Source organism: Providencia sp. PROV122 (assembly GCF_028482365.1).
GTDB classification, from domain to species: domain Bacteria; phylum Pseudomonadota; class Gammaproteobacteria; order Enterobacterales; family Enterobacteriaceae; genus Providencia; species Providencia stuartii.
Map to the genome: position 1 here is coordinate 38,725 of NZ_JAMPQI010000019.1, position 21,546 is coordinate 60,270.

General features: G+C 41.5%; 24 protein-coding genes and 1 other RNA gene. 6 read left to right on the plus strand and 19 right to left on the minus strand.

What is annotated here, in order from left to right:
- Positions 1-175: 175 nt before the first annotated feature.
- On the plus strand, positions 176-826 hold the full coding sequence (gene elbB / locus PSE69_RS14465; RefSeq protein WP_014657583.1) for an isoprenoid biosynthesis glyoxalase ElbB: 651 nt from the start codon (positions 176-178) through the stop codon (positions 824-826).
- A gap of 8 nt (positions 827-834) precedes the next feature.
- On the plus strand, positions 835-1,560 hold the full coding sequence (gene mtgA / locus PSE69_RS14470) for a monofunctional biosynthetic peptidoglycan transglycosylase (RefSeq protein ID WP_014657584.1): 726 nt from the start codon (positions 835-837) through the stop codon (positions 1,558-1,560).
- 60 nt (positions 1,561-1,620) lie between these two features.
- On the opposite strand, the gene dolP is transcribed toward mtgA, so the two are convergent.
- Genes dolP through PSE69_RS14490 form a run of 4 tightly spaced genes read right to left on the minus strand, consistent with a single transcriptional unit; the run spans position 1,621 to position 5,004 of the window.
- On the minus strand, positions 1,621-2,196 hold the full coding sequence (dolP, locus tag PSE69_RS14475) for a division/outer membrane stress-associated lipid-binding lipoprotein (RefSeq protein ID WP_004925393.1): 576 nt from the start codon (positions 2,194-2,196) through the stop codon (positions 1,621-1,623).
- A gap of 9 nt (positions 2,197-2,205) precedes the next feature.
- A complete protein-coding gene (gene diaA / locus PSE69_RS14480) occupies positions 2,206-2,796 on the minus strand; it encodes a DnaA initiator-associating protein DiaA (RefSeq protein ID WP_036943080.1) in 591 nt (196 codons plus the stop codon).
- 20 nt (positions 2,797-2,816) lie between these two features.
- Positions 2,817-3,200: a YraN family protein gene (locus tag PSE69_RS14485; protein WP_004925388.1), complete on the minus strand. Its 384-nt coding sequence runs from the start codon at positions 3,198-3,200 to the stop codon at positions 2,817-2,819.
- Between the two features lie 49 nt (positions 3,201-3,249).
- Positions 3,250-5,004: a penicillin-binding protein activator gene (locus PSE69_RS14490; protein ID WP_104873211.1), complete on the minus strand. Its 1,755-nt coding sequence runs from the start codon at positions 5,002-5,004 to the stop codon at positions 3,250-3,252.
- 60 nt (positions 5,005-5,064) lie between these two features.
- On the opposite strand from PSE69_RS14490, the gene rsmI reads away from it, so the two are divergent.
- From rsmI to PSE69_RS14505, 3 genes are all read left to right on the plus strand, one after another.
- Complete coding sequence (gene rsmI / locus PSE69_RS14495) at positions 5,065-5,940, plus strand: 16S rRNA (cytidine(1402)-2'-O)-methyltransferase (RefSeq protein ID WP_004925382.1); 876 nt, start codon at positions 5,065-5,067, stop codon at positions 5,938-5,940.
- Positions 5,941-5,989: 49 nt separating this feature from the next.
- An RNA gene (gene rnpB, locus PSE69_RS14500) (RNase P RNA component class A) lies at positions 5,990-6,362 on the plus strand.
- Positions 6,363-6,591: 229 nt separating this feature from the next.
- Positions 6,592-7,764 carry a tetratricopeptide repeat protein gene (locus PSE69_RS14505; protein WP_121874587.1) on the plus strand — a complete coding sequence of 391 codons (1,173 nt, stop codon included), beginning with the start codon at positions 6,592-6,594 and terminating at the stop codon, positions 7,762-7,764.
- A gap of 588 nt (positions 7,765-8,352) precedes the next feature.
- On the opposite strand, the gene dagF is transcribed toward PSE69_RS14505, so the two are convergent.
- From dagF to PSE69_RS14555, 10 genes are all read right to left on the minus strand, one after another.
- Positions 8,353-9,093 carry a 2-dehydro-3-deoxy-phosphogluconate aldolase gene (gene dagF, locus PSE69_RS14510; RefSeq protein WP_154610245.1) on the minus strand — a complete coding sequence of 247 codons (741 nt, stop codon included), beginning with the start codon at positions 9,091-9,093 and terminating at the stop codon, positions 8,353-8,355.
- Position 9,094: 1 nt separating this feature from the next.
- The gene (locus PSE69_RS14515; protein WP_004925369.1) at positions 9,095-10,207 is read right to left on the minus strand and encodes a DgaE family pyridoxal phosphate-dependent ammonia lyase; all 1,113 of its coding nucleotides are present in this window, start codon (positions 10,205-10,207) and stop codon (positions 9,095-9,097) included.
- A complete protein-coding gene (locus tag PSE69_RS14520; protein ID WP_014657590.1) occupies positions 10,191-11,330 on the minus strand; it encodes an amidohydrolase/deacetylase family metallohydrolase in 1,140 nt (379 codons plus the stop codon). Before PSE69_RS14520 ends, PSE69_RS14515 begins: the two co-directional genes overlap by 17 nt.
- 25 nt (positions 11,331-11,355) lie before the next feature.
- The gene (locus PSE69_RS14525; RefSeq protein WP_004925362.1) at positions 11,356-12,006 is read right to left on the minus strand and encodes a DUF4310 family protein; all 651 of its coding nucleotides are present in this window, start codon (positions 12,004-12,006) and stop codon (positions 11,356-11,358) included.
- A gap of 2 nt (positions 12,007-12,008) precedes the next feature.
- Positions 12,009-12,800 (minus strand): DUF4311 domain-containing protein, encoded by a 792-nt coding sequence (locus PSE69_RS14530; protein ID WP_014657591.1) that lies wholly within the window; start codon positions 12,798-12,800, stop codon positions 12,009-12,011.
- A gap of 27 nt (positions 12,801-12,827) precedes the next feature.
- On the minus strand, positions 12,828-13,124 hold the full coding sequence (locus tag PSE69_RS14535; protein ID WP_004925357.1) for a DUF4312 family protein: 297 nt from the start codon (positions 13,122-13,124) through the stop codon (positions 12,828-12,830).
- Positions 13,124-13,489 carry an SFCGS family glycine-rich protein gene (locus PSE69_RS14540; protein ID WP_004925354.1) on the minus strand — a complete coding sequence of 122 codons (366 nt, stop codon included), beginning with the start codon at positions 13,487-13,489 and terminating at the stop codon, positions 13,124-13,126. The genes PSE69_RS14535 and PSE69_RS14540 overlap by 1 nt, the downstream gene beginning before the upstream one ends.
- Before the next feature lie 18 nt (positions 13,490-13,507).
- A complete protein-coding gene (locus tag PSE69_RS14545) occupies positions 13,508-13,846 on the minus strand; it encodes a transcriptional antiterminator (RefSeq protein ID WP_004925351.1) in 339 nt (112 codons plus the stop codon).
- Between the two features lie 648 nt (positions 13,847-14,494).
- Entirely contained in the window at positions 14,495-16,456 is a 1,962-nt protein-coding gene (locus PSE69_RS14550) for a BglG family transcription antiterminator (RefSeq protein WP_014657592.1), read from the minus strand.
- 183 nt (positions 16,457-16,639) lie between these two features.
- A complete protein-coding gene (locus PSE69_RS14555; RefSeq protein ID WP_004925342.1) occupies positions 16,640-17,341 on the minus strand; it encodes a pirin family protein in 702 nt (233 codons plus the stop codon).
- 136 nt (positions 17,342-17,477) lie between these two features.
- Here PSE69_RS14555 and PSE69_RS14560 point away from each other — a divergent pair, with 136 nt between their 5' ends.
- On the plus strand, positions 17,478-18,374 hold the full coding sequence (locus PSE69_RS14560; protein WP_004925339.1) for a LysR family transcriptional regulator: 897 nt from the start codon (positions 17,478-17,480) through the stop codon (positions 18,372-18,374).
- 94 nt (positions 18,375-18,468) lie between these two features.
- Here the strand turns inward: PSE69_RS14560 and PSE69_RS14565 are convergent, their stop codons facing one another.
- The 5 genes from PSE69_RS14565 to PSE69_RS14585 form a co-directional block, all read right to left on the minus strand.
- Positions 18,469-18,864: a DoxX family protein gene (locus PSE69_RS14565; protein ID WP_004925336.1), complete on the minus strand. Its 396-nt coding sequence runs from the start codon at positions 18,862-18,864 to the stop codon at positions 18,469-18,471.
- Between the two features lie 231 nt (positions 18,865-19,095).
- The gene (locus PSE69_RS14570; RefSeq protein WP_004925332.1) at positions 19,096-19,395 is read right to left on the minus strand and encodes a YqjK-like family protein; all 300 of its coding nucleotides are present in this window, start codon (positions 19,393-19,395) and stop codon (positions 19,096-19,098) included.
- A complete protein-coding gene (locus PSE69_RS14575; RefSeq protein ID WP_004925329.1) occupies positions 19,388-19,786 on the minus strand; it encodes a phage holin family protein in 399 nt (132 codons plus the stop codon). Before PSE69_RS14575 ends, PSE69_RS14570 begins: the two co-directional genes overlap by 8 nt.
- A gap of 5 nt (positions 19,787-19,791) precedes the next feature.
- Positions 19,792-20,097 (minus strand): DUF883 family protein, encoded by a 306-nt coding sequence (locus PSE69_RS14580; RefSeq protein WP_004925327.1) that lies wholly within the window; start codon positions 20,095-20,097, stop codon positions 19,792-19,794.
- 259 nt (positions 20,098-20,356) lie between these two features.
- A complete protein-coding gene (locus PSE69_RS14585) occupies positions 20,357-21,025 on the minus strand; it encodes a DedA family protein (protein WP_004925324.1) in 669 nt (222 codons plus the stop codon).
- Between the last annotated feature and the right edge of the window lie 521 nt (positions 21,026-21,546).

Sequence of the window (21,546 nt, forward strand, 5' to 3'; positions counted from 1 at the left end):
ACCTATGGTTTTCTTTTTGGGCAGACCTTTAGAATCTGTTTACTGCTTAAGAGAATAATACCAAGATACCAAATATTAGCGAATTTGTTACAAGATTCATTAAAATCTGTGATGAAGATTGATGTTTATTCCCTTTTTGCGGTTCAGTGATAATTTACTACAAATGGAGCGAGATATGAAATCAATTGCGGTTATTTTAAGTGGATGTGGTGTTTTTGATGGAAGCGAGATCCATGAGTCAGTATTAACTATGCTAGCTTTAAGTAAAAAAAATGTCGAAGTCCACTTTTTTGCACCAGATGAAGATCAACCTACTGTTATAAATCATATTACTGGTGAAGTAAAAACAGAAAAACGCAATCAAATGGAGGAGGCTGCAAGAATTTCTCGTGGGAAAATAGCGCCTTTATCCTCTGCGGATGCAAATAAGCTAGATGCCCTCATAATTCCTGGTGGTTTTGGTGCAGCAAAGAATTTATGTGATTTCGCGGTTAAAGGAAGTGACTGTGAAATTAATAAAGAACTATTAAGTTTAGTCCAACAAATGCACCAACAGAAAAAGCCATTAGGCCTAATATGTATTGCGCCCGTTATGCTTCCTAAGCTTTTAAATACATCAGTTGAATTAACAATTGGTAACGATAAGGAAACGATTGCCCACATTGAAAAGATGGGAGGTAAGCACATTACCTGTACTGTCGATAATATTGTGGTCGATCATGCTAACAAAGTCGTTACAACACCTGCTTATATGCTGGCTCAATCGATCTCAGAGGCTGAAATCGGTATTAATAAGCTCGTTGAGAAAGTATTAGAAATGGCATGATCAACTAAATGAGAGTGAAAATTTCTCTATTATGGCGCTGGTTAAGGAAAGTTTTTCTTTCATTAGCCGCTTTTTGGTTTTTGACTGTGATTGCATTTAAGTTCTTACCAGTGCCATTTTCTGCCGTCATGATAGAAAAGCAAATATCCGCATGGATAAACTTAAACTTTTCTTATGTTTCTCATTCTGAGTGGGTTGATGAAAATCACATTTCTCCCTATCTGTATTTGGCGGTAATAGCCGCCGAAGATCAAAATTTTCCTCATCACTGGGGTTTTGATCTCGAAGCGATAGAGAGGGCTTATAAGCATAATATGAGTAAAAAAAAGACGATTCAAGGCGCGTCAACTATCTCTCAACAAACAGTAAAAAACCTTTGGTTATGGAATGGGAGAAGTTGGATAAGAAAAGGGCTTGAAGCAACGATGACTCCTATTATGGAAGTTATGTGGTCTAAAACACGAATCCTTACTGTTTATTTAAACATAGTTGAGTTTGGTGATGGGGTTTTTGGGGTTGAAGAGGCATCAAAAAAATTCTTTAAAAAGTCAGCAAATCAATTAACTATGGAGGAAGCTGCACTATTAGCAGCAGTTCTACCAAATCCTCATCGATTTAAGGTAGAATCACCTTCTTCTTATGTGTTAAAGCGGCAGGCTTGGATCTTGAATCAGATGTACCTTCTTGGAGGTAGGAATTATCTGAAAAGCAACGCTATTGGTCCGACCAAATAAAAAAGTCATGAATTTTTACTCATGACTTTTGTTTTTATAACAATATATTATTGTTTATGATTAATTGAGATAGGTAAAAGCGGTCGTAACACGACGGACGCCATCTGTTTCACTGGCAATTTTTGCAGCAGCATCACCTTCTTGCTTAGTTAAAACACCTAGCAAGAATACTTCACCATTTTCAGTAATCACTTTCACACTGGAGGACTTCACCGCATCGCTAGTGAGAATTTTGGATTTGATTTTGGTTGTGAGCCAAGTATCTTTTGACGCTGTTCCTAAAGTAACGGGCTCTCCTTGGCGGACCTCATTATAAACCGCATTGGTTCCCTCGACATTTGCTGCTATCTGCTTCGCTCGCTCAGCCCATGACATATCAGGACTTTGGCCGGTTAGCAGAACATTTCCCTTATATGCTGTCGCAATAATGCGCGCTTTGCCTGTAATGTCTTTATCTTTGTTGAGTTGACCACTGACACGAGCTTCTAACGTGCCATCATCAACTTGCTGACCGACCGTACGAGGATCTGTCGCACTTTTGGTGGCAACCGCCGCTGAACCAACAACGGCAGCGCCAATACAGCCTTGTAGCATTGTCATGCTGACAACAATGGCTACTATTGGGAGTAATCGCATTTTTGCTCCTTAATCATCCTGATGGGGGAAAAGTGTATTATCGATGAGATCACAAAGACAATTCACGGTAAGAAGGTGGACCTCTTGGATCCTGACACTACGTTGTGATGGAATGCGTATTTCCACATCTTGAGGGCCTAAGAGGCCAGCTAGCTCGCCACCATCATAACCCGTCAGTGCTACAATCGTCATATCTCGCGTCACAGCAGCTTCAACCGCTTTGATAATATCGCTACTATTTCCATGTGTTGAGATAGCCATTAAAACATCACCATGCTGACCCAGTGCTCTCACCTGTTTAGCATATATTTCAGCTGGTTGTTTGCTACCAGAAATCGCGGTTAAAACGGCATTGTCCGTATTTAGTGCGAGTGCGGGAAGACTCGGACGCTCAGTTTCAAACCGATGGATCATACTCGCGGCAAAACGTTGTGCTGTTGCCGCTGAAGCACCATTTCCACAGCACAAAATTTTATTACCATTTAGCAGTGATTGAACCATCATCATTGCTGCCCGTGATATTGCATCCGGCAATGCTTCTGCCGCTGCTATCTGAGTTTGAATACTTTCTGTAAAACAGACTTTAATTCTATCCAGCACTTGCTTATTTTCCTGTGAAATTAACCAACATGTTCACTATCGTTAAAGGCATTCTGTATCCATTCAAACTGACGACCAGTAATCGCACAGATATCAAAACGACATGCGGTAGTTTCGAAGCTTTCTTGTTTTTCGGCAAGCCAATATTTAGCGGTGGCAATCAGTTTTCTGCGTTTGCACCGATCAATTGATAACAGTGCTCCACCATATTGCTTATCTTGGCGAAAACGTACTTCAACAAATACCCAACCAGTGCTATCACGCATGATAAGATCAATTTCACCATGGCGATTTCTGGCATTTCGTTCAATAAATGTTAACCCCTGTTGTTGCAGGAAAGCCAGTACCCGATTTTCATAGTACCGGCCAGTTAACCATTTTAATGTTTTTTTGAGAGGTTGCATGACGTCCTTGTCTTAAAGTTTGGCAATTATCCTAATTGCGCGACAAAATTTATTTTGCCAATTTGATTTGCCCTTGATTGAATTGCAACCAAGGAAGATCGCGGTATACAACACAGTTTTTATCGACACTTAAGGCACCAGATGCACCTTGTAAGCGGAATTGAGCATTGTGTTGTAATTGATCATAGTTATTCGCGAGTGCCCAAGCATCGACCCCTAACGCATAAAGACGTAATAGGGAATAGTCATTGTTGAGCTTTTGTTGAGCTTGTTTGCGCAAATTATTATTTGCACCCGCTAACAATGGAATATCACTGAATTTAACCCCTTCCATTTCGAAACGGAAATCAGCGCCATTACCTGCTTGGTTACTGCGTGAGCTAGCATAGAGCGCAGGGCGTTGGCGGCTACTAATCGCCATTTCAATCATTGGTTTGATTAAAGTTAATTCATCACGAGTCGCCACAATATAGACCGCATCAACGGCACTCGCTGAACTTACTTGCGGCTCAGGCTGAGTAAGCTCAGGATAATTTTGTCCATCGATTGATTTTGCGGCCACTTGCTGATTAACAATAACAGGTATACCTGTCATGCGAATACCCGCACCGCGGTTTATCGACTCTTTGAGCGATGCAGTAGATCCAAAGGACTGTTTGAGTACGGTTGCGCCACCTTTTGATTGCCACTCTTCAGCGAATGCTTTAGCAATACGCTCACCAAAGGCATTTGAAGGAACGAGAAGCAATGGAGCACGTTTCCCATCGGCCATCATATGTGCAGCAGCATTTTTGGCCTCATCTTCTGGCGACAAGGAAAAATAGCAAAGATTTGGGCGTGGCTGTAGCTTATCGGCATCTAATTCATTCAGTGCCAATACACTTAATGGCGATCCTGCTTGCGCAATCGCTTGTACTTCAGGTTTCAATAGTGGACCAACCACTAACGTGAAGCCTTCACTTTGTGCTTGTTGCAGTAACTGAGGCAGTGACTTCCCATTCGTATCAAAGACTTTGACACTTTGGGTATTGGTTGGCGCGGGCGCAATGTTCAACGAAGGATTGACCACTTCAGACTCACTGCTTGGGCTACTATTACCTGTGGTCGCTGCAACTTCCGCATAGATTTGCTCTAATACATCATTACCGCTATTTGCCTCAGGTGTTGCTACTGGTGCACTATTGCTGGTTGCCACAGGTGCTTGTGGTAAGCCTTTTTGTGCATCCATAAAGCCCCGCATAATAGCTTCACCAAAGACTTTCCCTTGACCGCTCATAGGAAGGAAAAGCGCAATTTTTGGTGAGGTTCCAACTGGTGGTTGCAATGACTGAGTAAGTTGATTTGGTGGGGTTTTTACCGCTGGGTGATCCGCATAACGGATTTTCCAGTCATTAATACCGGCACGTAGTGCATCAATATCGTCACGGTTATTGAGGTAGATATCCAACAAATCAACCCATCCAGCGAGGGTATTTTCTTCGACTCCAATTCCCTCCACCTGATTAGGTGCCATTTGTGTTAACATTTGCCACGTACCATCGATATTTGCCTGATGAGCAGCTTGTTCTGTTAGCAATGGCTCTTGGCTGATATAGGCACGTAAAGCCTCAACGGAAGGCTTACCTTGTGCAGAATCAATGATAGACTGATAACGACTGACTTCAGAGCTGATTTGCTCAGGTGTCGTTGGGGTGATCGGTGCTCTGTTATCCCCTGTGAGTTGACAGCCTGACAACACTAAAGCAGATAGCATTGCCGTGCAGATTAACCCTTTTTTTACATGCAAAAAAATTGAAGGACGCATACTGTATCCAGTGGTGTATTTTCAGTTGCTTAATTTTAAACCGGCTATTCGGATGAAACAATGAATCAACCTAATCAAGCAGTGGTTATGGCATCCACGCTGTATATTGTGCCTACCCCTATCGGTAATATGGGCGATATCACGCAACGTGCGCTGGATGTTCTTAAACATGTTGACCTTGTCGCTGCAGAAGACACACGGCATTCAGGAATGCTGTTGCAGAATTTTGCCATTAATGCACGCATGTTTGCCTTACATGATCATAATGAACAGCAGAAGGCAGATCAATTAATTAGCAGACTTCAACAGGGTGATAGTATCGCATTAGTTTCCGATGCAGGTACACCTTTAATTAACGATCCTGGTTATCATTTAGTCACTCGCTGCCGTGAAGCCGGGATCCGCGTTGTTCCATTACCGGGAGCATGCGCCGCTATCACTGCCCTCAGTGCTGCGGGGTTACCTTCTGACCGTTTTTGCTATGAAGGTTTTTTACCCGCCAAAAGTAAAGGTCGTAAAGACGCCCTTAAAGCACTTGAACGAGAAACTCGCACATTAATTTTTTATGAGTCAACACATCGCTTACTCGATAGTTTAGCAGACATGGTTGAAGTGTGGGGGCCAGAACGGCATGTTGTACTTGCTCGTGAAATAACCAAGACTTGGGAGTCAATCGAAGGGCGCCCTGTCGGTGAATTATTAGCGTGGGTTAAAGAAGATGAAAACCGTCATCGAGGCGAAATGGTGCTGGTTGTTGAAGGCTATAAAGCGAATCTAGATGAGGATGATATTTCACCGGAAGTGATCCGTACCTTAAACTTATTACAGCAAGAGTTGCCACCGAAAAAAGCGGCTGCGATTACCGCCGAAATATACGGGTTGAAAAAGAACCGCTTATATAAATTGATGCTTGAACAATCAAGTGACGAGGAATAACGGTACAAACCCCTATACATGAATAGATAAAGTGCCTATAATCCGCCTCGGAGTTGGCTAGACAACCGCTGCTTTATCGTTGTCCTTTGGGAGACGGGTAGAGGGGAGGAAAGTCCGGGCTCCACAGGGCAGGGTGCCAGATAACGTCTGGGAGGCGCAAGCCTACGACTAGTGCAACAGAGAGCAAACCGCCGATGGCCTGTTTACAGGCTCAGGTAAGGGTGAAAGGGTGCGGTAAGAGCGCACCGCGCGGCTGGTAACAGTCCGTGGCACGGTAAACTCCACCCGGAGCAAGACCAAATAGGGGTTCATATGGTGCGGCCCGCATTGAACTCGGGTAGGTTGCTGGAGCCAGTGCGCAAGTGCTGGCCTAGATGAATGGTTGTCCACGACAGAACCCGGCTTATCGGCCGACTCCTCAAATAAACGCCCCAACGTGCATGAGTACGGTGGGGCATTTTTTATACTCATATGCGATAGTGCCTATCTTTTGGGGGCCTAAAGGCTGCATCTTTTTTCATTGGTACGTTTTTATAGGGTGTCATGCATACCAAATTTTTATAGTAAATTATCGTATTCGAATAATATTGGTAATACCATATAATGAAGTCCGATAAGAGAAATATCCCATTCTAAAAGAGAGTTTATACAATGAAATATCTCGCTTTATTTCTAAGTCTTATAGTGATAGACGCGAATGCTTATTTACTTGATTATAAGCCAATTGATATAGAATCAATAATAAATGAAAAAGCGACAACACAAAAAATTAATCTTTTTTCAATAATTGAAAGTTGCGATAATGTTAATTTATTAAAAGAACAAGCCACAGAATTAGAAAATACTAAATTTATTGACTGTTCAATGATTGATGGGCGAGATTTCCTTGTGCTTGAAACGTCGATTGATTTAGGGGGAAGTTCATCACCAAAGACATTATCACTTCATGCAAATGGTAACGATGAATTTGGATTAGACGTCAATGATGAATGGATGATGAAGCTCAATGAAATTGCTCATAACTATTTATTTCTAATTAAATTAAAAAATAATAGTGATAAGCATTATCAAAGTGTATCAAGTACATCTGCCCCCATATTCAATAATTATCCTTCTAATGTGAATCGTCATTGGCTAAAGCCTGACGAAGAAGTCAATGTTATCGTTCCGTTATTATCGCCTAATTATAAGCCATTAATGGAAGGGCAAAAATTAAGAGAACCCTCTAAGCTGTTTATTAAAACCAATAAACTGGCAGATACTGGGAATGCTGAGGCGCAGTATCAGCTAGGTAACATGTATGAAAAGGATACCGTTCATATTCAGCGTGATAGAGATATGGCATTTGAATGGCATAAAAAGGCGGCAGATCATGGGGATGCTATTGCGCAATATATCACCAGTGAAAACGATTATTGGATGGCTAATGTTAAAAATAAGGTCAATATGAAACGCCTCAGCATTGAATATTTAAACAAATCAGCCGCTCAAAATGACCCCGTTGCACAAAAACATCTTGCTGAACATTATCTAACAGGGAGCTATCTTAAAAAAGATCCGCAAAAAGCATTATTACTATTGAAAGCCTCGGCGGAACAAGGAAATGAGCGCGCTCAAACAGAATTGGGGCGACAAACTTTTAACATGGGAGATAAAGTTACAGGTTACGCATGGTATTCGATAGCTGCTTATTCCGTTAAATACGATGAGGATACGTTAAATAACATGGAAAAACAGATGACCATTGATGAACTAAGAAAAGCAACGATATTATCGAAAGAGTTTAAGCGCAAATACCCAGTGAAAAAATTTGCATATGAATAGCTAATTAAATAGCTCATATATAATAGCGTATTGTCCGTCAAATAAGCTATATTTTTGCTTTGTGTATTTCTTTTTTTGCCTTTTTATAATGTGTAAGTTGAGCGCTTTAAAAATAATAAAAACGTTATCACTATTAAAGATAAAGTAATGCAGGAAAAGTGATGAGTAGAAAATAGTATATTTAGTCATGAATGGGGATTAAGTCAGTTAGATGGAATTTAAAAGTGTCGTTTGTTTAAGAAGTAATAAATAGGTGAGCCAGTCATTATTAATGATACAGAAAGAAAAATACGCAACTATCGCGATGAAAAAGCTTTAATTTAGATATAGTCTGTTGCAGTAAAAAATTAATAGAGTTTTTTGCGAATAAGGATACTCATTACTTTATTAGAAAAATGAGCGAGATAAAAAATTATCGGTCTGATTTTGGTTCCGGTGGAAAAGCGATATACCAGTCAACATAGTTATGGGCGATTAATAGGGGGAGCTATGGATATGAATTTTATTCTTTATGATAGACAAAATAATAGATGTTTATTGTAGAGGGGAAAATATCCCCCTCTACTCTTTGAGGCAAACTGATTAACGCTATTTTAGTGCTTGTTTAACCATTGTGAGCAGTTGGCGTACATCTTTTGGACGTGTATTTCCACTCTCTTTATCAATGATTGAACTATAGATATGAGGGATGATTTTTTTCACACCAGCATCTAATGCAATCTGTAAAATTTGGGAAAAGTTTTCCAAATCAATCCCCCCTGTAGGTTCAAGGGAAAAGTCAAATTTGGCACAGGCTTGTGCAACGACTTTATACTCTTCAATATAAGTTAACCCTTTCATATTAAAGAATTTGATTGAACTAGCTCCCATGTCTTTAAGCATCATAATCGCCGTTTCTACCGGCACGATACCATCAGGTGCTTGGGAGCTTAATGGCCCCGTTGATATTTTCACCATGCCTTTTGTTCCACTTGGTGAAACCAGCGCATTGACAAAGGTTTCATCCTGCCCAAGCAGGGCGCGGCTAATTGGAGCGCCTGTGAAGACTTGGTTAACGTGTTGCGGTTGGATCGCTTTTGAAATCAACGAAACCATTGTGGATTGGTTAGGGTCACCGGCCCCTAAACCAACAGAAAGCGCATTATTGGTTTCTTTTGCATAGATGCGCATATCTGCAATGGCACTGGTTAAATCAGGGTAATTTTTAGAGAGCACGCCAACGACCACAAAGGTTTCCGCGGCTTCATAAATATCTTTGGCATTTTGATGGCTGCCTGCGAGTACATTTAAACATACCCGATCTTGATAAAAATTTGGTGATAATTTCATACTACATTCCTTTAACTAACAATCGGATACGTTCAGCAATCGTATTAAGTTGCTCATTGCTAACACTACGAATATCAGCTTCCACTTTGCCTTCATTCGCTTTGTATTCACGGAAATAGATTGCCGTATCCCCTTGTTTTAATTCATTCATGATTTGGTAAGTTGTTTTACCTATCATTTTTTCATCGAAACTAATTTCAGCACGTGCAATATCACGTCCAGCCGCATCCCAAACGATACGTGCTGAAATGGCAGGCAGCGAATTGAGTGCTTCGATAAATTCACCCATGCGCTCAACCATCTCCGCGCCAGTTTCTTTAGTGGCTGTCAAATATTGCTCGATCGCGAGCGTCAGGCCTAAAATCCCTTCTTTTCCGACTTTCATGGCTCGGCCAATACCTTGGCTCTGACGTTTTACCCATTCCACATAGGTTTTTTTACCGATCACTAACCCACTTGTAGGGCCTTCAATGGCCTTTGCGCCACTGTAAATAACTAAATCAGCGCCGGATTGGTAGTAACTGGTGAGATCTTCTTCCGCAGCAGCATCAACAATTAAAGGAAGATTGTGTTGGCGAGCAACGGCAGCCGCTTCGCTAACACTGAGCATACTTTTTTGAACTGTATGGTGAGATTTAATATAGAGGATGGCTGCTGTTTGTGGCGTTACCTTAGCTGATAGTTGTGTAGGTGAACACTCATTGGCAAAGCCCGCTTCGATAACCTTACCACCACCTAATGCCACCATAGTATCGACAGGCGCACCGAAATTCACATTATGGCCTTTCGGTAAAATGATTTCCCGTGGTACGTTTTTTGACGATGAGTGCAGATTTAGCAGTAAATCATCATCATCACGCACGATCACCGCAGCAATTGCCTGTGCTATCCCTGCTGAAGCACAAGAGACGACAACGGCGCTTTCGACATTGAGCAATTTGGCAATATAATCGCCCGTTTTATTAACCAGATCTTTGATCTCAAAGTAATGGTTTAGGCCGTAAGCTACGCGTTCGACAACTTCTGGACTCGGCGTAGAGACGCCGAGTATGGTCATGCGGCCAGAGGCGTTAATCACATGTCTTAGCTGATATTTCTCATAAATCGATTGCATATTCAGATTCACCTTCTGCATGAACAATATGTTTTCCGCCAATAATTGCCGCTATAGGCACAAAGCGATGAGTGCCAGTACGACATTCTCCTTCTGCATCCGTCAGCTCTGTGCGTTCTTCTTTCAGGTCAAATAGCGTGATATCAGCATCAAAACCAGGTTTTAAGTAACCTTTTGCGGGAAGCGCTAATAAATCGGCAGCTTTTTCTGTTACACAACGAATTATTTTTTCAGCGCTAAAGCCCATGCAAAGGAATTTCGTCATCACAAATGCAAGGCTGTAGACAGGGCCATTAACGCGGTTACGGTGGTAGATATCGGAACTAATAATGTCTGGGTAGGTACCAATACGCATGGCTTGTTCGGCGACTTTAAAACTAAAGCTTTCAGCGCCATGACCCACATCCAAAATCACTCCTCGAGCTAATGCTCGGGCAATAGAGGGTTTTAAGTTACCATCACTACCGAGAATTTGATTCGGTTTACCGTTGAAACAGTGAGTAATAATATCGCCGCGTGTTAAGAGATCGGCAATTTCATCAATATTGGGTGGGTTATTACCGATATGTACCATAAGTGGCAGTCGATGTTTTTTCTGCATTTGTTTCGCTTTAAGCAGCGGTTCAATACCGTTATCACCAACAACACTTTTACTCATGCGAGCCTTCATACCAACGACAAAACCCTCATGGCGCTCAATCGCTTGCTGAAAACAGGTTTCATCAATATTCTTCATATCTGATAACTCATTTTGCGCGATAATACCGATACGAGAGATATTTAATAATGAAAAGACGTTGGTTTGGGCTTTTTGGGTTAATTGATAAAATTTGTCGATATCATCAGCACCAACACTGCCTGCATCAACTAATGAAGTAACACCTCCAGCAGCACCGGCTAAATCTGGTTGATCGAAATAGATAGGAGACTCAACAAAACAGTGAGCATGTGAATCAATCCATCCGGCACTGACGTAGATTTTTCCTTTCAGATCAATCCATTTTTCAGCTTGTTGGTTGCAGGCCAACTCAGGGCCTGCAGCTTCGATTTTTCCATCTTTAATAAGAATATCAATGTGTGTTCCATCGATACGTTTACCCTGTTTGATGATTAGAGAATACATAGTTACCTTCTTTTTTATCATGAGGTTAGGCTGCAAGAGGGAAGAAATACCCAAATAGCATCGCCCCTAAAATTGCGCCACCTGCGACGGGTTTTTGCCATACATAGAAGATCAATGAACCAATTAGTGACCCAATACCAATTGGTATCGATGCAGCCATAGCGGCGAGGATAATCAAAGGCCCTAAGAAGCGACCTGAGGTATTACCAGCCCCCATCATGATGTCTGCACCAAAGGTGGAGTTGGCTTGTGCAATGGTAAATTTACGCGCAAAGATAATGATCAGGCCGATAATTAAACCAAGCACTAAACCTGTGACCAGTGAGATCCAGAAATTGGTAACTAAAATATCCCATCCGGCGGCAAGGAACAGTGCAGGAACACCGAGGCCTATCCCTGTTTGTAGTGCACCGCCAATATCTAAAATACCAACCAATGAACCTTCGATAATACGAGCAAATAGGAAGCTGGCACCAAATGCGGCGACCGCACCGTAAACCCCCGTATCTAAGCCGGCTTTTAACATTGCCACGAACGCAACTTCGTTAAATGCCCCGAACCCATAAACAACATACATATGAGTACCGGCAAAAATTCCAGCAGATAACAGTCCGACAAAGATTGGGAAGGACCACTCCGCGTACCAAAAATCTTGTTTGTTAATTTCAGTTGTCATGATTATTTCCCGCTCAATAGTCCATGGATGTATTCAAGCCACAGAGGTTTATCCAGATGGAAAGAGGTGATCATCTTCAAGTCAAATTCACGGAAGAAGCCACTCAAAACAAACAGCAATACGACAGTGATCATCATTGTGCGTGTCACACGGTTCCAGCCGTTATCATCAACGCCTTTACCGATCAGGATACCGAGGACTAAACCTGGGATAGCATTTCCCATAATCAGCTGAGCACAACCACCGAAAAGGGTTGCCCAGAAGCCAGAGCGTCGACCTGCATCCATAGCGGCTAGCCAGAAAATCACAGGCATCACTGTGTTAACCAACAGGTTTGCCGCAGGAACTAACACATTAATTGCGGTTGTTTGCAGCGCAGCAGGAACAGCAGAAGCGGTCGTATTTAAGAACGCGACGACTAAGGCCCCGATCACGGTACAGGCAATCGCCATTTTTTTCGGGTTATGCAGTGTTTCAGCCACATTACGATTTTTGGATAATAAAGCGGCTGCCCCCCAGTTAGGAATAATGCGGTGATCAACGTCTTGTGTGAATGCACCCGCGGCAACGGATGATGCCCATGCGTTGAAAAAGAATCCTAAACCGAATGAGAAGTGAGATGCGGGATCTCCTTCACAGGCATTAAGTTCCCCAAGTGTACGGAATGCCCCCATTCCTTGCACTGTAGGGGCATGGAACATACGAGCAGCCCCTGCACCAAGGCCAAAGCCACATAGGCCGCCGATGATGAGGGACATACCCAATATTTCTAAGAAAGATGCAGTTTCACTCATAGAAATGCCTCCAGACCTGAATTGTTTTTATTGTTCTGTAAATGGTATTTCGTTGACAGAAAGTAGGGTGACATCTAGCGAAACGTCGAGCACCACACGGAAATGTTCACGTTTACGCGGCAGAAAGACGAAAAGAAATTTTTCTGTCCGCGAGTGCGAGTGTGCACTTACAACGGCAACATCCTTAGGTTCGATTCGCAGGATTATGTCATTGCTCTCTTTTAGTACCGTGCGTTGAACCGAGTTCAGTGCATCAGCGATCGCTTTTTGCTTGCTGTCACCTTGCCCCGAGACTCGCACAACCGTTTCGATAGATTTCTTCATTACGCGTCGCCGTATTTTTTGATATAAGCTTTAACCAAGCGCTCACCTAATTCTTCTTTATCCATAAAACCGAAACCTAATACAGTGCAGCCTTCTGCGATGGCGGTTTCTCCTTCTTCAATTGAACGCATACCGTAACGTGCTTTGTAGCCATATTTGGTTTGTGCAGTGATGGCTCCAGCGCCGCCACTACCACAAAACGAGATCCCCAAATCAGCGTGTTCGGCATTCATGACATCACCTAGCTTCATATCAGCGGCAACGCCAGGCACAACAATCGCTTTGCCACCTGCTGCCTCTACACCTGCGGCAACTTTTTGGCCTTTCCCTAAACGATCTCCGATAGCAACAACAACTTGTTTCATAGTGATATTCCCCAAAAATTAATCATTCGAACGGATAACTTCAAAGTGAACAGAGAGTAAAAATGTCTCTTCTGGCGCTAATCCAGGAAGTGCATCGACAACACGTTGTGATAATGCTATCGAGTGCGCCGAAATCTCATCGAACAAACTGATATCGACTTCTGGTAACGCTTCACCCGTTTTTGCTCTCGCAACCATGGCTCTCAGATGAGACTCCAACATCTGTTGTTGTACATCGGTGGTGTAGCAATCTTCTTGTTGAAGCCAGCCACTAATGATGACCAACAGCTCCTGTGTTACTTCATCGATATCGAGGTTATCTTCCGACATCTTGAAAACGACAACTGATTCACTCATAACTGTTTAAAATCCAAGGTAATAATGCAATTAAACCGCTTTGTTCCTTCATGATGAATACCTTAGTCGGTTCTATAGGAGTTGTGCAGACATTGAATTTCCACTTGTAAGTGGAAATAAATTGGAAGGGAAAATAAGTGTAATGCGTATAAAAATTAAACCAACCGGAAATAAAATGGAAAACAACTCAATATTGGAGTGTCTAAAATAAGCATAACTAAGTAATTTATTTATTAAATCTTTTGAAATTCAAATTATTAGCAATGTAATGATAGAACTGGAAAGGCGAAATAGCCGCTGTAAATAAAGTGGAAATCGAAAAGTGGAAATAGGTATAAAAGGGAACTGAGCATTTCCACTTAGAGAGATTAGCCCTGAAACAGGCGATTTTTGGTGAAAAACAAAATAACAGAATTGCGGTTATGATCACGCAAAATAGTCGATTCTTCCCTTTTCCGCTAACAAGTGGAAGCGAGCGATGATCTGCGTTAAAAGTTGCTGTAACCACAAAGATGTTGAACTCATTTCAGGCAACCGGAGGCCCTTGTGATTCGAGAGTAGGAAGCTACCGTTTTATCACACTGAATTTTTGCCTATCGTTTAATACGCAGTGAGATAGGCAAAGTGATTGATAAATCGAGCAAACCACTAGATACGCGCCAGACTGTCTTTCGCGATCACTTGGAATTCATTGAAATTTTTAACCGTAATCAGCCTACGGGTGGTTTTCTCTTTTACGAAGGTAACGAAAAGATCATAAATCGCCATAGCCTCCTCATAGTCAGCCTTGCTAATCGCCAATAGGAAAACCACATAGGCGTTTTCTTTCGTCTCTTTGTTCCATTCAATACCTTTAGGGGCAACAATCGTCACGACAACCGTTTTATTTGCCAATAATCCCAGTGAATGAGGAAGCGCAATTCCTTCGCCTAATAATGTAGAAACAATCGATTCGCGCTCTTGTAATGATGGATAAAAATCCGCAGTCACATAGCCATCTTGTTGTAATTTATGGCAAACCGTTTGAAATAATGTTTCTTGGCTGATTTTGTCATTAATCACCATAAAGTAGCGTTCATCAAAGAAGCGCTCAATAATATAGGGGCGGGTTTGATCTATCATGGCTAATTTGCCGATCTGCTCTAGTTGATAAGGCGTCGGAAATGGCGCTATCTTGATCACGGGTTTATTTTTTTCAGAAATACGAACGGTGGTGATCACAAAGTCTTCTTCGACTTCATCTAATGACTCATATTCTTGTAGAGTTAACCCTCGGCTAAATTTGAGTTGTGGAAACTCACGCATGATTTTTGATTCAACGACTCGAAATGTGGAATTTCCCGCATCGGTGACAACTAGCACTTCTGTCTGGCGAATAGAGCCGGCACCATAATTCCTTTCCAAACTAACACCAATGTGAACGGCAAGGTAACCAAGCTCATCTTCATTGATTGGATAAGGAAGTAATTGCTTACTTGCACTGGTCAGTGCACTGAGCGTGACATCATAGGCGAAAGGATAATATTGCTTGATATCACTTAACAAAGGGTTAGGGGTAATAATGTGATATTGCAGACGTGTCATCAGGGCCGCAATATGGGTATTGAGATCCTTTTTGAGTTTCTCATCATCACGTAAGTCATAATTATATAATTCATTAATATAATTAAGAATATATTCAACCAATTCATGATGATGATGATTTTTTTGTTGAGTAATATCTTGGTGGCCAATGCGCTGTGCGATGATTTGATCATGCAGATAGCTGAGTTCTGCACTTGATAGATCACTGCCAAGAAAATAAATAAGCCCTTTCGAAACTTCTTCACAGGCTTTACGTAGCGTCTCTTCACTATCATGATCTTTAACGATAGATGTGAGTTCATGGCCTCGAGTGATCCGCAAAATAGTGACAGCGCAATTAAATACCAGATATAGATGCCCTTCATTACTTAAACGCACATCAAAACGGTTCATACTGTTATGGAGAACTTTATCGATATAGGTCAAATCAAGGTTATCTAAACATTCAGGCTGGAAAATGGATAAGTCTTGATTAATTTGCTGTGAAAAGCGGCGCCATAGGGTTTCGGTCATGCAAGCTCGGATGGCCCACTCACTACCGTTAAGACGGATCCCTTGATGTGGAATGCTTTCTAATAAGATCTGGTATTTTTGTAGATGCTCTCTGACAACACTCATATCTTGCTGTAGCGTTCCACGGCTAATAAACCACTCTTCCGCGATATCGTCCAATTTTACGGGTAAAGAGAGCATCAATAGTTTTAGCAATAACGCATCAACACGCTCTTTACTGGTACGAGGAATACTATTTTCGACTTGGTTTTGCTGGGTAAGTTTAGCAAAAAGCGCTTCATCATCGACTTTTAAACGGTAACCATGGCCTCGCTCATAGAGGATATGAGCGCTGTAATTTTGTATGAGTGCATTTATCTCATTAATGTCAGAGCGAATTGTTCGGGTTGATACCGAAAAACGCTTAGCTAGCTCATCTTGAGGCACTACCTCATCAAGGATACTTGCAAAAATTTGATTGAGTCGCTGTTGAGTGAATAAAGCCACGAAAATACCTTCTCGACCTAAAACCATAAGCTTAATAGCCAAAATAGTTCTTTTATTTTGGCTGACTATGGATTGGACTCTATCATAAGCCTATCAACATACCGAGTATGGCAGATCATAAATTTGAGAATATCTTCGCAAAAACCGAGAGATTTTAAGAAATAGTGCACTTTTTGTATGGGCCAAAAAGGTCATTTGGCCCATTGAAGATCATGCACCGAGGTCAATGAGTAAAGCGCGCATTGATTTTGATGATGAGAGTGTTAGTGCATTTTCATTTTGAATAAATACACCATCATTACAACTCATTTCTATGGTTTCGCCATTTTCTGCTTGGAGAGTCGCTCCTCCACGAATGGATTGGAGATAAGCATTTTTCCCCTTAAGCTTAATATGTTGAGCACTTTCAGGCGTAATATTGAGCTGTGTAATCCAAATTTGTTGACGTAATTGAATGCTCTCATTTTCGCCATCAGGTGAAGCAACTAACATATTACTATCAGGCGGTAATTGAATTTTTTGGGCCGGATAGTACTCTTGCTGTGGGCAAGCATTTAGCCATAACTGCAAACGAGTTAACGGCTTATATGGACACATATTATGTTCACTGTAACTTAAATCAGGACGAGGTGAGAAACGAATACACTCGCCTTCACTTACATTGATTTTATTACCTAAACTATCGCGATATTCGGCACTTCCTTGTAGTATAAAGTTAAGAATATCGACATGTGGGTAGCTTTTAGGCTGAAACGCACTTTCAGGCGCAATAACTTCCTGATTGAGTACTCTTAGTGTCTTAAACCCCATAAAATCAGGGTCAAAATAATGGCCGAAGGAAAACGCATAACGTGCCTGTAACCAGCCATAGTCAGCCTTTCCACAGTGCTTAACTGCCCTTAATGTCATCATGGTGGCTAACCCTCCTTCGCTCGACAAAAATACACAAAAATTGATAAATTTATAGAGTTATCATAAATAGCTGGACGTTGAATTGTTAGCCAGTTAATCTGTTTACTTCATTCAAATTTCCTGAAAGAGATATCCCATGAGTAAAGAGAGAGCATTAACACTTGAATCATTAAGGGTGATGGATGCAATCGACCGGCGTGGTAGCTTTGCTGCTGCTGCTGACGAATTGGGCCGAGTGCCCTCAGCACTCAGTTATACCATGCAAAAGTTAGAAGAAGAGTTGGATGTTATTCTATTTGATCGTTCAGGACATAGAACAAAATTTACGAATGTCGGTAGGATGTTGTTAGAACGAGGTCGAGTATTACTTGAAGCCGCAGAAAAATTGACATCCGATGCAGAAGCGCTCGCTAAAGGTTGGGAAACTCACCTTACCATTGTTTGTGAAGCATTAGTTCCTGCGTATTACTTATTCCCGTTAGTGGATAAATTAGCTGAAAAATCCGAAACGCAACTTTCTATTTTAACTGAAGTACTTGCAGGGGCGTGGGAACGGTTAGAAAGTGGAAAGGCGGATATTGTTATCGCACCGGATATGCACTTTCGTTCCTCCTCCGAGATAAACTCTAAGTCGTTATACAGCGTTAACCATGTCTATGTTGCTAGCCCTGATCACCCGATCCACCAAGAGCCAGAGCCGCTGTCAGATACGACACGTATTAAATATCGAGGTATTGCGGTGGCCGATACCGCACGTGAACGACCAGTTATTACAGTACAGTTATTAGATAAACAGCAAAGATTAACGGTCTCCACTATTGAAGATAAGCGTAGTGCGCTATTAGCAGGGTTAGGTGTAGCAACGATGCCATATCCAATGGTAGAGCAAGATATTCGTGAAGGGCGCTTGCGTGTAGTCAGTGCAGAATATAGCCATCAGACGAATATTATTATGGCGTGGCGCAGAGACAGTATGGGTGAAGCAAAATCGTGGTGCTTACGAGAAATACCTAAATTATTTGCTAATAAATAAAGAGTAAAAAAGCACCTCTATATAGCACTATAGAGGTGCAACCAAATTCGGTTATCAATTTATCAAGTAAAGGTTAATGATGAAAAAGCAACTTTTACCATTTTCTATTCAATAAATGGTCAATACTAAATTTACCAGGGCCTGTGACTGCCAGTAATAAAAAGCCACCTGCAATAGTCATGTTCTTCATAAACATCAAACTATTTGGCTCTACACTGAAATTAATGTGGAAGAGCAGGGATGTTAATACACAAAAAACAGCAGTAAAAATAGCCACTGTTCTGGTGAGGAAACCAAAAAGCACAGCAAGCCCGCCACCCAGTTCTAATAAAATAGTCAGGGGAAGTAAAAAGCCGGGAACACCCATCGCTTGCATATATTGTTGAGTGCCTGCATAAGCGTCACCTAACTTACCATACCCAGCAACAATAAACAGAATCGGCATCATAATGCGGGCAAGTAATAGCACGCTATTTTCTAAATTTTTCATTAAGATTCTCCAGCTAACTAGGTCAGCAAGTGTCAATAAAATGAGATACACATCGCGATATAAATTGTTTTTTTAGCATTAAATGACAAGAAATCACCTAACGACGCTATGGTAGTGATTTGCTGGTTCAATAAAAAGCAAAGGTTATTAACAAAGATAGACAAAAATATTGAATAATGGCAGGGAGAGGAAACCTGAAATGGTCAGATTTCAGGTTTGGAGCAGAGTAGGTTATTTTTTACCCGTATTAACAACGCCTTGGAGGGTTCGCACTAAACTCCAAGCGGCAATCGCTTTTTTGCCTAGGGAAAAAATACGCTGAGGCCGTTTAATGGTATAAAGAGAAATAAGACCGGCAGCGGCAACAAAAATAGGCCGGAAGGTGACAAAGATTTGCCATGAGCGATCGTAAGGCTCTGTCATCTGTAACCAATCTTTGGAAGCCGCAGAGAGTTCAGAACGCTGTTGCTCAATTTGTTTGATTAAACGCTGTTTCTTTTTAACCAATAATAGGCGCTTGCTTTTATTCATCTTTTGACCCCATTAACGCTTTAGAATCTTCCTTTAACTGCTCTCGAGTTGCGCCGAGTAAGGTCGATTGTCTCGCTTTTTTTAGGGTCCAAATTGCGCCAATAATAGCGAGTAATATTAAAACGCCTGTGGTAATCGCAAGGGCTTGATAGCGATAAATAGGATCAACTGACCAAAAGATCAAACCAATGAGGCACATTAGACCAAAGGCAGTAAAAAGTAGGGTGATACCCGCCATTAAAATGAGTTGAATAAGAGTGGTTTTTTCTTCCTCTAATTCAACTGCGATTAATTGGATCCGAGTTTCCACCATTTGCACGGCGATACCGGCGATGCGTTGTAAGGTATTAAGGACCCCTTTTCCGGGGCCCTGACGCTCTTGTTGTTCCATAAAAATTAACGCTTAGCGAGTAATACGCCAAGAACGACGCCAACAGCAGCACCGATACCGATGCCAGTCCACGGATTTTCGCGCACATAATTATCCGCACGACCCGCGATTTCTTTTGTTTGCTCGGTGATTTTATCACCCGCGTTGCTCAGTTTGGCGCGTGAAGCGTGTAAGGCATCTTGAGCTTTTTGCTTCAGGCTGTCTATTTCTTCTTTCGATTTGTTTCCAGTATCGTTTAGCATCGCTTCGAGAGAGTCAGCCAGTGCTTTTAGTTCTGCGCGTAGATCTTCTGATGAGTTATTCGATGACATATGGAACCTCCTATCAATAGAAAAATATAGTTAGCAGCTTTAACAATAGCTATTTTTACAGTAAGTGCAATGAGGAGAGGGGGAATTATTGATTAAATTAATGTAAAAGAATGTTTTATTTCAAGTAAGAGAGAATAATATTATGTTTATGTTAAATAAAAAACGAATTTATATCCAAGACGGATGCTCTAATAAAGATGTATTTACTGTCAGAGAGAATAAACGAGAGGCGTAATTTGCCTCTCGCCTCGTGATGTGATCAGTTAACTTTTTTTGTGGAAAGTTTTTTCTTAATGACGACGGCAATACTTCCGATAAGACCAATGATAAGTAGGCCGACAGGGATCAGCATCAACACGTTCATAATATGCTGTTCATACTGTAGAAATATTGGGCTTTTCCCAAAACCAAAACCAATAGCTGTTAAGATTAAGACCCAAAGAAGACCACTTAGCCAGTTAAATATTTGGAAGCGGCCATTCTGTAGCCCTGCTAGACCAGCAATTGTAGGCAGGAGCGTCCTGACAAAAGCTAAAAAGCGACCAATCAATAATGCTGCTAAACCATGGCGATGGAATAAGCCGTAAGCACGTTGATGATAATGCTCAGGAAGATGGGCTAGCCAACCTTTCACCAGTTTCGTGTTGCCAAGCCATCGACCTTGAATATAACCAACCCAGCAACCAAGGCTAGCGCCAGCAGTCAAAATAACAATCGTCAATGGATAACTTAGTGTACCTTTTGCTATGAGAACACCAACGAGGATCAATAAGCTGTCACCTGGTAGGAATGCGGCAGGGAGAACCCCATTCTCAAGAAAAAGAATAGCGAATAACATAAGGTAAATAGCCCAAACCAACGTAGGGTTGGAGAGCGTGACATAGTCTTGATGCCAAAGGGCAAAAAATAATTCTTTAACTAATTCCATTAATGTTTCCTAAACGGCAATAACAGCAACAATTTTATTGTTGGGTAGGGAGACATGGATTATGCGAATACCTAAGTGAAAAGTCATGTTTCCTCAGGCTGTTAGTTCAAAGCCTCTCCACTTTAACAAAACAAAAAATAACTAAACAGCGAATTCTCGTTCTATTTTTAGAATTCATTTAAGTTTTGCGGAAAAACGCAATCTTCTTCCTCGCGTTTTTTCTACAATAAATGGTGTGAAAATGGGCTTTACCAAGATGTTTCTTGACAAAAATGGTAAAAAAAGGTGTTTCCTTATTCAATAGTCTTTAAATATTTTTACTCAAATTATACCTATGGATTATTGATTTTTAGGACTAATTACCCTAATTTATCAGTCATAGCAAAGGGGAGTAACTTCTTCTTGTCGGTTTATCGTCATTACGGTGCTCATCATATTGCACCCGGTAGCCGAGCACCACAATTTCCTAACCTAGGATTATTGTGTTGTAAGTGAGACCTTGCCAGAAGGCAAGGTTTGCT

Coding starts and splice junctions, on each gene's coding strand:
- PSE69_RS14525 (WP_004925362.1), bottom strand. CDS start 12,006: ATGACAACTGAAATTAACAAACAAGATTTTTGGTACGCGGAGTGGTCC.
- mtgA (WP_014657584.1), top strand. CDS start 835: ATGAGAGTGAAAATTTCTCTATTATGGCGCTGGTTAAGGAAAGTTTTT.
- PSE69_RS14505 (WP_121874587.1), top strand. CDS start 6,592: ATGAAATATCTCGCTTTATTTCTAAGTCTTATAGTGATAGACGCGAAT.
- PSE69_RS14580 (WP_004925327.1), bottom strand. CDS start 20,097: ATGTCATCGAATAACTCATCAGAAGATCTACGCGCAGAACTAAAAGCA.
- PSE69_RS14485 (WP_004925388.1), bottom strand. CDS start 3,200: ATGCAACCTCTCAAAAAAACATTAAAATGGTTAACTGGCCGGTACTAT.
- rsmI (WP_004925382.1), top strand. CDS start 5,065: ATGAATCAACCTAATCAAGCAGTGGTTATGGCATCCACGCTGTATATT.
- PSE69_RS14535 (WP_004925357.1), bottom strand. CDS start 13,124: ATGAAGAAATCTATCGAAACGGTTGTGCGAGTCTCGGGGCAAGGTGAC.
- PSE69_RS14585 (WP_004925324.1), bottom strand. CDS start 21,025: ATGGAATTAGTTAAAGAATTATTTTTTGCCCTTTGGCATCAAGACTAT.
- dagF (WP_154610245.1), bottom strand. CDS start 9,093: ATGAAATTATCACCAAATTTTTATCAAGATCGGGTATGTTTAAATGTA.
- PSE69_RS14570 (WP_004925332.1), bottom strand. CDS start 19,395: ATGAATAAAAGCAAGCGCCTATTATTGGTTAAAAAGAAACAGCGTTTA.
- PSE69_RS14575 (WP_004925329.1), bottom strand. CDS start 19,786: ATGGAACAACAAGAGCGTCAGGGCCCCGGAAAAGGGGTCCTTAATACC.
- PSE69_RS14555 (WP_004925342.1), bottom strand. CDS start 17,341: ATGATGACATTAAGGGCAGTTAAGCACTGTGGAAAGGCTGACTATGGC.
- PSE69_RS14520 (WP_014657590.1), bottom strand. CDS start 11,330: ATGTATTCTCTAATCATCAAACAGGGTAAACGTATCGATGGAACACAC.
- PSE69_RS14550 (WP_014657592.1), bottom strand. CDS start 16,456: ATGGTTTTAGGTCGAGAAGGTATTTTCGTGGCTTTATTCACTCAACAG.
- elbB (WP_014657583.1), top strand. CDS start 176: ATGAAATCAATTGCGGTTATTTTAAGTGGATGTGGTGTTTTTGATGGA.
- dolP (WP_004925393.1), bottom strand. CDS start 2,196: ATGCGATTACTCCCAATAGTAGCCATTGTTGTCAGCATGACAATGCTA.
- PSE69_RS14560 (WP_004925339.1), top strand. CDS start 17,478: ATGAGTAAAGAGAGAGCATTAACACTTGAATCATTAAGGGTGATGGAT.
- PSE69_RS14545 (WP_004925351.1), bottom strand. CDS start 13,846: ATGAGTGAATCAGTTGTCGTTTTCAAGATGTCGGAAGATAACCTCGAT.
- PSE69_RS14490 (WP_104873211.1), bottom strand. CDS start 5,004: ATGCGTCCTTCAATTTTTTTGCATGTAAAAAAAGGGTTAATCTGCACG.
- PSE69_RS14515 (WP_004925369.1), bottom strand. CDS start 10,207: ATGCAATCGATTTATGAGAAATATCAGCTAAGACATGTGATTAACGCC.
- PSE69_RS14565 (WP_004925336.1), bottom strand. CDS start 18,864: ATGAAAAATTTAGAAAATAGCGTGCTATTACTTGCCCGCATTATGATG.
- PSE69_RS14540 (WP_004925354.1), bottom strand. CDS start 13,489: ATGAAACAAGTTGTTGTTGCTATCGGAGATCGTTTAGGGAAAGGCCAA.
- PSE69_RS14530 (WP_014657591.1), bottom strand. CDS start 12,800: ATGAGTGAAACTGCATCTTTCTTAGAAATATTGGGTATGTCCCTCATC.